The sequence below is a fragment of the Domibacillus sp. A3M-37 genome (assembly GCF_024213455.1).
Taxonomy (GTDB): Bacteria; Bacillota; Bacilli; order Bacillales; family Domibacillaceae; genus Domibacillus; species Domibacillus tundrae.
Genome location: NZ_JANAVL010000044.1, coordinates 1 through 8,372 on the forward strand (window position 1 = coordinate 1; position 8,372 = coordinate 8,372).

The 8,372-nt window shown below is 38.8% G+C and carries 9 protein-coding genes; 4 read left to right on the forward strand and 5 right to left on the reverse strand.

Annotated features, from left to right (window positions below):
* Nucleotides 1-635 precede the first annotated feature (635 nt).
* Complete coding sequence (locus tag NLX67_RS22045) at nt 636-2,486, forward strand: GMC family oxidoreductase (RefSeq protein ID WP_254313549.1); 1,851 nt, start codon at nt 636-638, stop codon at nt 2,484-2,486.
* A gap of 309 nt (nt 2,487-2,795) precedes the next feature.
* Nucleotides 2,796-3,020: a hypothetical protein gene (locus NLX67_RS22050; RefSeq protein WP_254313550.1), complete on the forward strand. Its 225-nt coding sequence runs from the start codon at nt 2,796-2,798 to the stop codon at nt 3,018-3,020.
* A gap of 179 nt (nt 3,021-3,199) precedes the next feature.
* Here the strand turns inward: NLX67_RS22050 and NLX67_RS22055 are convergent, their stop codons facing one another.
* Nucleotides 3,200-3,865: a GGDEF domain-containing protein gene (locus NLX67_RS22055; protein ID WP_254313551.1), complete on the reverse strand. Its 666-nt coding sequence runs from the start codon at nt 3,863-3,865 to the stop codon at nt 3,200-3,202.
* A gap of 398 nt (nt 3,866-4,263) precedes the next feature.
* On the opposite strand from NLX67_RS22055, the gene hpaB reads away from it, so the two are divergent.
* Together hpaB and NLX67_RS23135 are read left to right on the forward strand one after the other, a co-directional pair.
* Nucleotides 4,264-5,703: a 4-hydroxyphenylacetate 3-monooxygenase, oxygenase component gene (gene hpaB / locus NLX67_RS22060; protein ID WP_254313552.1), complete on the forward strand. Its 1,440-nt coding sequence runs from the start codon at nt 4,264-4,266 to the stop codon at nt 5,701-5,703.
* Between the two features lie 511 nt (nt 5,704-6,214).
* Nucleotides 6,215-6,379 carry a hypothetical protein gene (locus NLX67_RS23135; RefSeq protein WP_309143164.1) on the forward strand — a complete coding sequence of 55 codons (165 nt, stop codon included), beginning with the start codon at nt 6,215-6,217 and terminating at the stop codon, nt 6,377-6,379.
* Nucleotides 6,380-6,797: 418 nt separating this feature from the next.
* On the opposite strand, the gene NLX67_RS22070 is transcribed toward NLX67_RS23135, so the two are convergent.
* From NLX67_RS22070 to NLX67_RS22080, 4 genes are all read right to left on the reverse strand, one after another.
* Nucleotides 6,798-6,899: a YjcZ family sporulation protein gene (locus NLX67_RS22070; RefSeq protein WP_254313554.1), complete on the reverse strand. Its 102-nt coding sequence runs from the start codon at nt 6,897-6,899 to the stop codon at nt 6,798-6,800.
* A 68-nt stretch (nt 6,900-6,967) separates the two neighbouring features.
* Entirely contained in the window at nt 6,968-7,138 is a 171-nt protein-coding gene (locus tag NLX67_RS23410; protein WP_375143445.1) for a DUF6980 family protein, read from the reverse strand.
* A gap of 275 nt (nt 7,139-7,413) precedes the next feature.
* The gene (locus tag NLX67_RS22075) at nt 7,414-8,061 is read right to left on the reverse strand and encodes a ParB N-terminal domain-containing protein (protein ID WP_254313555.1); all 648 of its coding nucleotides are present in this window, start codon (nt 8,059-8,061) and stop codon (nt 7,414-7,416) included.
* A 68-nt stretch (nt 8,062-8,129) separates the two neighbouring features.
* Nucleotides 8,130-8,372: DUF3967 domain-containing protein (locus tag NLX67_RS22080; RefSeq protein ID WP_254313556.1), on the reverse strand; the 243-nt coding region annotated here is incomplete at its 5' end.

An 8,372-nucleotide genomic window follows, 5' to 3' on the forward strand; every position in this document is an offset into this window, starting at 1 on the left:
TTATATTATCCATCTGTTTGTCCCTATTGTACGTTAAAGACTCCAGCTGCAAAGGAAGCCGGAGTCTTTTTCAAATGCAACATAATATCCTTTATGTTGTATTCGGAACACCTTAGACTCTTTAAAGATCTGGGGCGTTTTTCAACCTATAATGGGTGCGAAAGGCACATAAAAAAGCGGTCGGGGAATGTGACCGCTTGAATAATTATTGGAGGTTTACGCAGGGGACATTCCCACGTTGCTCCCAGCTTCCATACGCTTAGTTTATCGGATGCTTTATATTGAAAACGGCGAGGGCGTCTACCTTAGCGCGTAACCATATTTCAACGGTATATTTATCAATGACACCGGTATATGTGCGGGTAAATCGGTGACTTGCTCCTAACTCCAAACCGCAAATAAACTAATAAATAGACTCCTTTCATTTTTACATTCGATTTTTCAGCTTCTTTTCTTTCAATCTGCAATTTTCGCATCGTTAGAAGGCCGTACTTTCCCAATAGAGATCCAGCCAGAATGAAGCAGGCCAAAACATAGAACTGGATATTCTATCCCTGTGGCTGCATGCATAAAATGAAAAGTCCAAAAAGCAAAGGATGAAATATCCCGAATATCATGTTGAAAGGAATGATAGCGTGTCACATAAAGAAGAAAAAAAATATTTTGATTATATCGTCATTGGGGCTGGAACCGCTGGGGGGGTTGTCGCAAAGGAATTATCAGATGATTCCAGAACTTCTGTGCTCACTCTTGAGGCAGGGACAAACATGACAAATGAGTTAAGCAGTGCTTCTAACCCAGGCTCAGGCCTGTTATCTACCGATAACAGACACTCGTTTAATGTGATGACTAATTTAGAACCTAATATTAACAGCCAGCTAAGAATGTCAAGCGGTCGAGCAATTGGTGGAAGCTCCGAACATAATGCCATGTATGCAGTAAGAGGAAGCCGTGAACTTTATGATCAGTGGGCAGAGCTTGTTGGACCTCAATGGGCATATGATACTGTTAGTCCTTTATTCAAAAGAAATGAAACTTATATAGGGAACACACAGGAACCGGAAGAACGAGGAAGAAAAGGCCCGATTTTTGTGAGACAGCAAATCATTCCCAAAGATGGACTTGTCACTACTTTAGCTCAAGCAACATCAGCTGTTTTGAATATCCCAATTGTTGAAGACTACAATACAGGTATAAGAGATTGCACATTTTATAAATCACAGGCTACGAATAAAATAGTGAACGGGAGATTTGTTCGTTCCTCAACGGCAACTGGATATTTAGATAATGATGTGGTTACACAAGGAAATGAGTTCAAAACTGATGAATTTGGGGTTGGCAGAAGACAGCTGACTATTTTCGCCAAAACAACAGTGAATAAAATTCTTTTTAAAGAACAAAAAAGAGTTCAGGTTGCTGTCGGTGTCGAGTACGTCAAGAATGGAATAACCAAAAGGGCTTATGCGAACAAAGGAATTGTTCTTTCTGCAGGAAATTTTTCTTCGGTCATCCTTCAACGTTCAGGAATCGGAAATTCTATGGATTTAGCTAGAATCGGTATATCAACATTCATAGAGAGCCCTAATGTCGGACACAACTTCCAGGCTCAATTTACTGGTGGGGTAGGGGTTGAAGTAGAGACCAGCCGGCTTCTAGAAGTGAGAGAGGCTGACCCTGACCTGCCATTTCCACTAGGTGCTCATAAAGGAGAAGGTGAAACAGGGGGCCGCCGCCTTCAAATTTATAGCAACATAACACCTTCTTTTCTTCCACCACCAGTTATCTTCGAAAACAACTGGGCATTTGATCCAAATAAAAAGACGAATGTGATGAGTATTGGTCCTTTCGACAATAACCCGAGAAGCAGAGGAACAATTTTGGCCGCTCACAGCGATCCTGAGGCTTATCCAACCGTTAAGCTTAATCCATTGCAAGATCCGAATGATTTAGAATTCATGATCAATCAGTATATTGACATTTACAAAATTATGAAGAAAGCTCGGGAACTTGATCCTGAAGGGATTTATAAGCTGGTATACCCTGCTGAAGATGTCTTTGAAATGACAAATGAGGCAGAAAAAAGAGCAGAGATTGCTAAATATGTTAGAGCTGCATACCGCAATATTCAACACTTCGGCGGACAATGCAGGATGGCTGGGAGCATTCAAGAAGGAGTTGTGGATGGGTATCTCAATGTCTTCGGTACTAAAAACCTGAAAGTCGCAGATCTTTCCATATCCCCTATTTTACCAGATGGCAACACTGCCATACCAGCTCAGATGATCGGTTTAAATGCGGTACGATTTATTCGACAGGACTCTGATCCATATGTAGTGGATGACTGGAAGAAAAATCACAGCGACGATGATAGTGACGGCCGGAAGAAAAATAAAAACACCATCCGAAGAAACAACACCATCCGAAGAAAAAACCCCATCACAAGGGAAGAGATTGAAAAACAGGATAAAAACAGCCACAATTCTTAGAACAAACGAATTGTGGCTGTTTTTTATTCGTTATTTTCCGCTTCAATGCAACATAATTACATTTATGTTGCATTGGGAAACAGAACTATATATTTAAAAAGAAGACTGTTCCGAACAGTCTTCTTTTTTGAAATCACGGAGGAAATTTCCCCCTTATTCTATGCTCATCGGGCTGTAAGTATTCTGTTTTTTGCATATATCGGAGGTAGGATAAGCTCCTTCCCGGCTATGAATCATAGCATGTAAAGGGCAAGATATTTTTTTCAAGGGAAGCAGGTGAAAACATGGATATTTCGGAAGTATCAGTTCATGAGAACGAGAACGAGAGCGAAATACCGGTCCAAGGATTCGGAAGACCATTTTATGGAGGTTTTCATGGCGGGTATGGAAGACCGTTCTATGGCGGTTACAGACCATTTTACGGCGGATATGGACCGTTTTACGGTGGATATGGTGGCTACAGACCATTTTACGGTGGATATGGACCGTTTTACGGTGGATATGGACCGTTTTACGGCGGATATGGTGGGTTAGGTAGCTTGTTATATGGCTTGGGCTTATAGTAGTCTTTTTTACGTATCTAACCTTGATAAAATAATTTCAAATAGAAAAAGCCTTGGGAATAATCCCGAGGCTTTTTAACGTAACATAATTCTATTTATGTTGCATTCATCTCCGCTTTTTATTCCTTCATTTTTAGTATATACCGGCTGTTAGATCAATGTTTTTGGCTTCTGATTCTTCCGTTTTACTTTATACATGTGACTGTCAGCAATACTGATTAATTCATTTAGCGTTCTTGCTTCGTCTGGATATACAGCCACTCCTATTGCTATACCTAAATCAGGCGTAATTTCCGGACATTTTCCCAATTCTTTTGTTACTGCAAATTCAATTTTTTCAATGATCTTTGCTTGATCTTTATAAACATCAGATGGAGATACAATGACAAACTCATCTCCACCCCATCTTGCAATGATTTCTGATTTATTTTGATTGGCAACAAGAGTATTAGATACTGCTTTTAAAACGGCATCTCCCTCTTCATGACCATAAATATCATTTATCTTCTTGAAGTTATTTATGTCAATAAGCAAGATGTTGATCTTGCTATCACCCTTTTTTGATTTACTGACCATTTTAGAGAATGATTTATAAACAACCCTTCTGTTATAAACTTCAGTTAAAGGGTCCTTTTCAGAAAAAAACTTGGCTCTATCATACTGTTTGCCAAACCACCAGGCAATAGAAACCATTACCGGCAATCCTATTTTTTCAATGATTTCTACATGTCCCTTTACTACAAAGTAATAGCTTATATATGAACAGTTAATGATAAAGACTAACGTTGCTGTTATTATTCTTCCGGTATATTTCATTATAATCACCTTGTTGTTTTATTAGTAAAATATACCTTTAAACCCATCAATTGTATACACCGACTTGCAGTACTGCCAAAACCTGCACCATTTAATATAAGCAGCAAAAAAACACCCCCGATTCTAAAAAAGGGAGTGTTGTAAATACAACAAAATAGCATTTATGTTATATTCCGTTTTACAGATCAATAATAGACCGATATTGAATATAAAACGCTTTGGCTTTTCCTTTAGAAGCCAAAGCGTTTTAAAAACTTAAAAATTTTTTGATTAGACTACTTCTTTTGGATTTTGTCCGTAAACAACACATATACATATGCTATGACTAAAGAAATGGGTGATCTATTTCAATACGCCCATTACAAAAACAGGTAATTAACTTTTAGGGGTGCACTCTTATGCCTGCTATAACTGGCAATAATTACATTAAACGGATTGATCAGTTAAAAACAAGTATCTGGATCGATGGAGCTCCTGTGACAGGCAAAATTTCTGAGCATCCTGCCTTTCAAGGAGTCATGAAAAGTCAAGCAGCGCTATATGACTTGCAGCATAATAAATCACTTAAAGAGGTCATGACCTATCAATCGCCATCAACTGGAGACCAAGTGGGTATGTCCTATTTACAGCCAAAAACAAAAGAGGATCTAACAAAAAGACGGGCAATGATCCAACAATGGGCTCTATCTAACAATGGAATGATGGGAAGAAGTCCCGATTATATGAATACAATGTTAATGGCGTTTGCAGCATCAGCAGATTTTTTAAGAGGAAAAGAAAATTGTTTTCCCGAAAATATAGTAAATTTTTATGAATATGCACGCGAAAATGACGTATCCATGACACATACCTTTATTGACCCGCAAGTAAATCGGGCAAAATTTTATTTTGAAGATACCGATGAACCTATTGCAGCGAAAGTGGTAGAAAAGAACAAAGAGGGGATCATCGTAAAAGGTGCGCGGCTGCTGGCAACACAGGGTGGGATAACGGACGAAATAGTCCTTTTTTCAGCAGGAGGAATTCAAGATAAAGCGAAAGGTTTTGCGTTTTCTATACCTAGTAATAGTAAAGGTCTTACGTTTGTTTGCAGGGATTCATTTGTTGAAGGAGACTCTTCATTTAACTATCCATTAAGCTCGCGGTTTGAGGAAATGGATACGATTGTTATTTTCGACAATGTTTTGGTTCCGTGGGAACGCGTATTTTATTATGACAACACAGAAGTATCGAACAGCTTCATAGATGCTAGTTCGGTGTTGCCTTTGACATTACATCAAACGGTCTCTAGACAGATTATTAAAACAGAATTTGTTTTAGGGATTGTCCAGTCCATCATCGATACCATTAATATCAAAGAATACCAGCACGTTCAGGAAAAAGCTTCTGAAATTATTGTAGCCTTAGAAACGCTGAAGGCCTTAGTGATTAAATCAGAGGTTGAAGCCAAAATCGACGAATGGGGATTTATGCAGCCAGATCAAACAACACTACAAATCGCTATCAATTTTTTCCCGCGAGTTTACCCAAGGTTTACTGAAATTATTCAACTGTTAGGTGCAAGTGGATTGATGGCAATCCCGACAGAAAATACATTCAAGTCAATTATTAGAAAGGATTTGGACCAGTATTTGCAGGCTAAATCGAGAAATGCAGAGGACCGAGTTAAGATTTTCCGTTTAGCATGGGATTTAACGATGAGCTCATTTGGCACACGTGAAACGCTCTATGAACGGTTTTTCTTTGGCGATCCGATTAAACTTTCGAGTCATTTGTATTTTTCCTATGATAAGACACCATATGTTAACCGGGTGAATAATTTTTTACAAAAAGAGTAGAAGAGACAAAGATAAAAATTTAACTTACAGCAGCAAAATCACAAAAAGGCACCTTCTTTGATTCAGAAGGTGCCTTTTTGTGCTTATTTATTTTAATTATGGGGGCTTTTTAAAAAGTTACTGTTCGACCTAAAATAAAGTATAGAAACTGCCAAAATGCATAAAGTAAAAATCTTTGTTATTTGCCCTTTTTAGGTTTTTGCGAAATCGTCAATCCACGTTTAAATGTTTAAAACAGGCTAGGTACTTTCTCCTTTGTATTTACATTCCATATATTCCCTGATAAGAATGCTTTATATTTAAAAATCAATAGATTTTATTTTCATAAACTCTTGTCTATTCCAATAATCTGGTTTCTGCATAAATTATTAAGTATAACCTGTAATTTAAAATAGAAAGGAGGATATTTATGCCTTTTCAAGATATATACAGACTTTGTTGTAAGCATTATGGAAAACCGGTTAGAATCACTTGTCATGATGGCAGGGTTTATACAGGGAAAATCACTAGAGTGACGAGAGACCACGTTTGGATTCGTCCAGCTCAAGGATTAGGAGGGTTTGGTTATGGATTTTACGGAGCAGGCGGGTACGGGTTTTATGGAGGAGGATATGGGGCTCGGGTCGCTTTGGCTGCAGTTGGTGGCTTTGCTTTAGGAGCAGCAGCATTCTGGTAAAGATAAATTCGTTGGCGTAGATAAATATTCTATTCAAGAATCTTTTTTGTTTTTCAAAAGCAGAAAAATATGACGGCAAATAAACTAGTATTCATTAGATGAGAAAAACACAAAAAAGCCGCGGCGGTCCAGTGCAAGTAAGAGGGATGTGTAAGTGTTGAAATGCCGTGTGTTAAACGTTGCCTATTGCGGAGAAAAACAAATATCTATAATAAAAGCGGTCCTGCGAGGGGACCGCTTTTTATTATAGAAGGCGTCCTCGTGGCTGGGTTGTCACTTGGCAATATAATCTCGAGGGCAGCTATCCCAACATCAAAAAAAGTAGCCTCAGAGTCGCAGGAGCGCCATTTCTAAGCGCTGAAATGGCGCCGAGTGCAGGATATAGTGGATGTGGCGTGGAGCTAGCTATTTAAATTAATTACCACCCGCCGCAGTATGAAGCTCCAATGATGACTAAAAGAATGAACAACACAACAATTAGCGCAAAAGTGCGTCCGTGTCCATGAGCAACATAACTCATATCACCCCACCTCCTTTATAGAAAAGTAGTGGAGCAATTATACAAATCAACTTATTTTCATTGCTCTACTATAAAATATGAACAGAGAAACGTATTTGATTAAGCACTTGCCACTGCTCATTAGTTCTTTTTTTGTAAAAGAAATTGGTAAGTTGATCTGGACAATCAAAGGGCTTTTCATGAATATCACAGTTAAAAGTAGAGTGATATTCTATGTCCTCACAATAATACATTTTCATTTCTTAAACACCCAATCCATTAGTTAAATAATATTATTAGAATACGTAAAAGCATAAACATACAACCTACTTTTTTAGTCGATGAAGCAAGCATTAAACTGTCACATTGAATGACAAAACGGCTTTTTTAGGTGTCATTCTGTGTGACAAACAGGCTTTTTTTAGTGTCACACCGTGTGACAAAATCAAAATTTCGCGATATCGCGATAACACTAGGCTCTGCCTAGTCTAACACTGAAAGTGATAGCACGTTTTCCTTATGCTCTTCTGTCTATTTAGCTTTCCACGCTTGTTTTTCCGTACATAACAGGAACCATTTTCATGTCTAGCTTTTGAGCCACAATATAACGTCTGTATCCATCTATGAGTACCTTGGTTTCCCGATCAATCGTAATCGGTTCATCCAACATGCCAGACTGTTTTACATGGTCGATTACCAGCTGTGTCTTGTACGGAGTCGGCTGGTACTTCAAAAATTCTTCCGGCACCTTGATCTGATCCAGTGCCACAAAATCTTCTGTTCCCTCTGGGGTTTTCGGCTGCTCTTTTTCCTTCACTTCTTCTTTTTTCTCCGGTTCTTTTACTGGCTTTTTGTCTGCCTTCACAGCTTCTTTTTGTTTTTCAGGAATCAACGAAACCTGAAAGCAAACGACACCGATCTCGCCCGGACAATCATCCACTGGAACATCTAGTGTGGGTTCTCCCTGCACCATAATTTTTTCATTTTGAATATTTTCTTCTGTCAAACCGGCTTTTTTTAACTGCTTTTGGGTGATAAAAACAGTATAGGTAATGGTTGAACTTTTTGGAAGACCTTTGGGGGCTGCCGGAGAGCCTTTTTCCTCCATGTCGAATGTGTAGCAATTCTTCTTGGATCGCAATGTACTCACTGGCTTGCCTGTTAACGTAATTTTGTGTGGCATTCTTTTTTCTCCCCTTCCACAAATTCGTGGGTGTCGTATGACAGTATGGATAGTGGCTGAGACGCTCCTCATTTGAAAAAACGTGAGAAGAATCCTTTTTTCTTTTCAGCTTGCTCTGCCTTTTCCTGCAGCATTAATTTCTTTGCTTCCTGCGTCTCCTTCAAGGCCTGCATCAGCTGACGATCCCGTGCTTCCAATTTGCTATCAATATAGGTTTGCTGCTCGTCGAGCTTCTCGACTAATGCCTGGTTAAATTCCTGCTGTTTCTTGGCATCTTCTCTTAAGAATTGAATGGCTTCTCGCATTTTCTG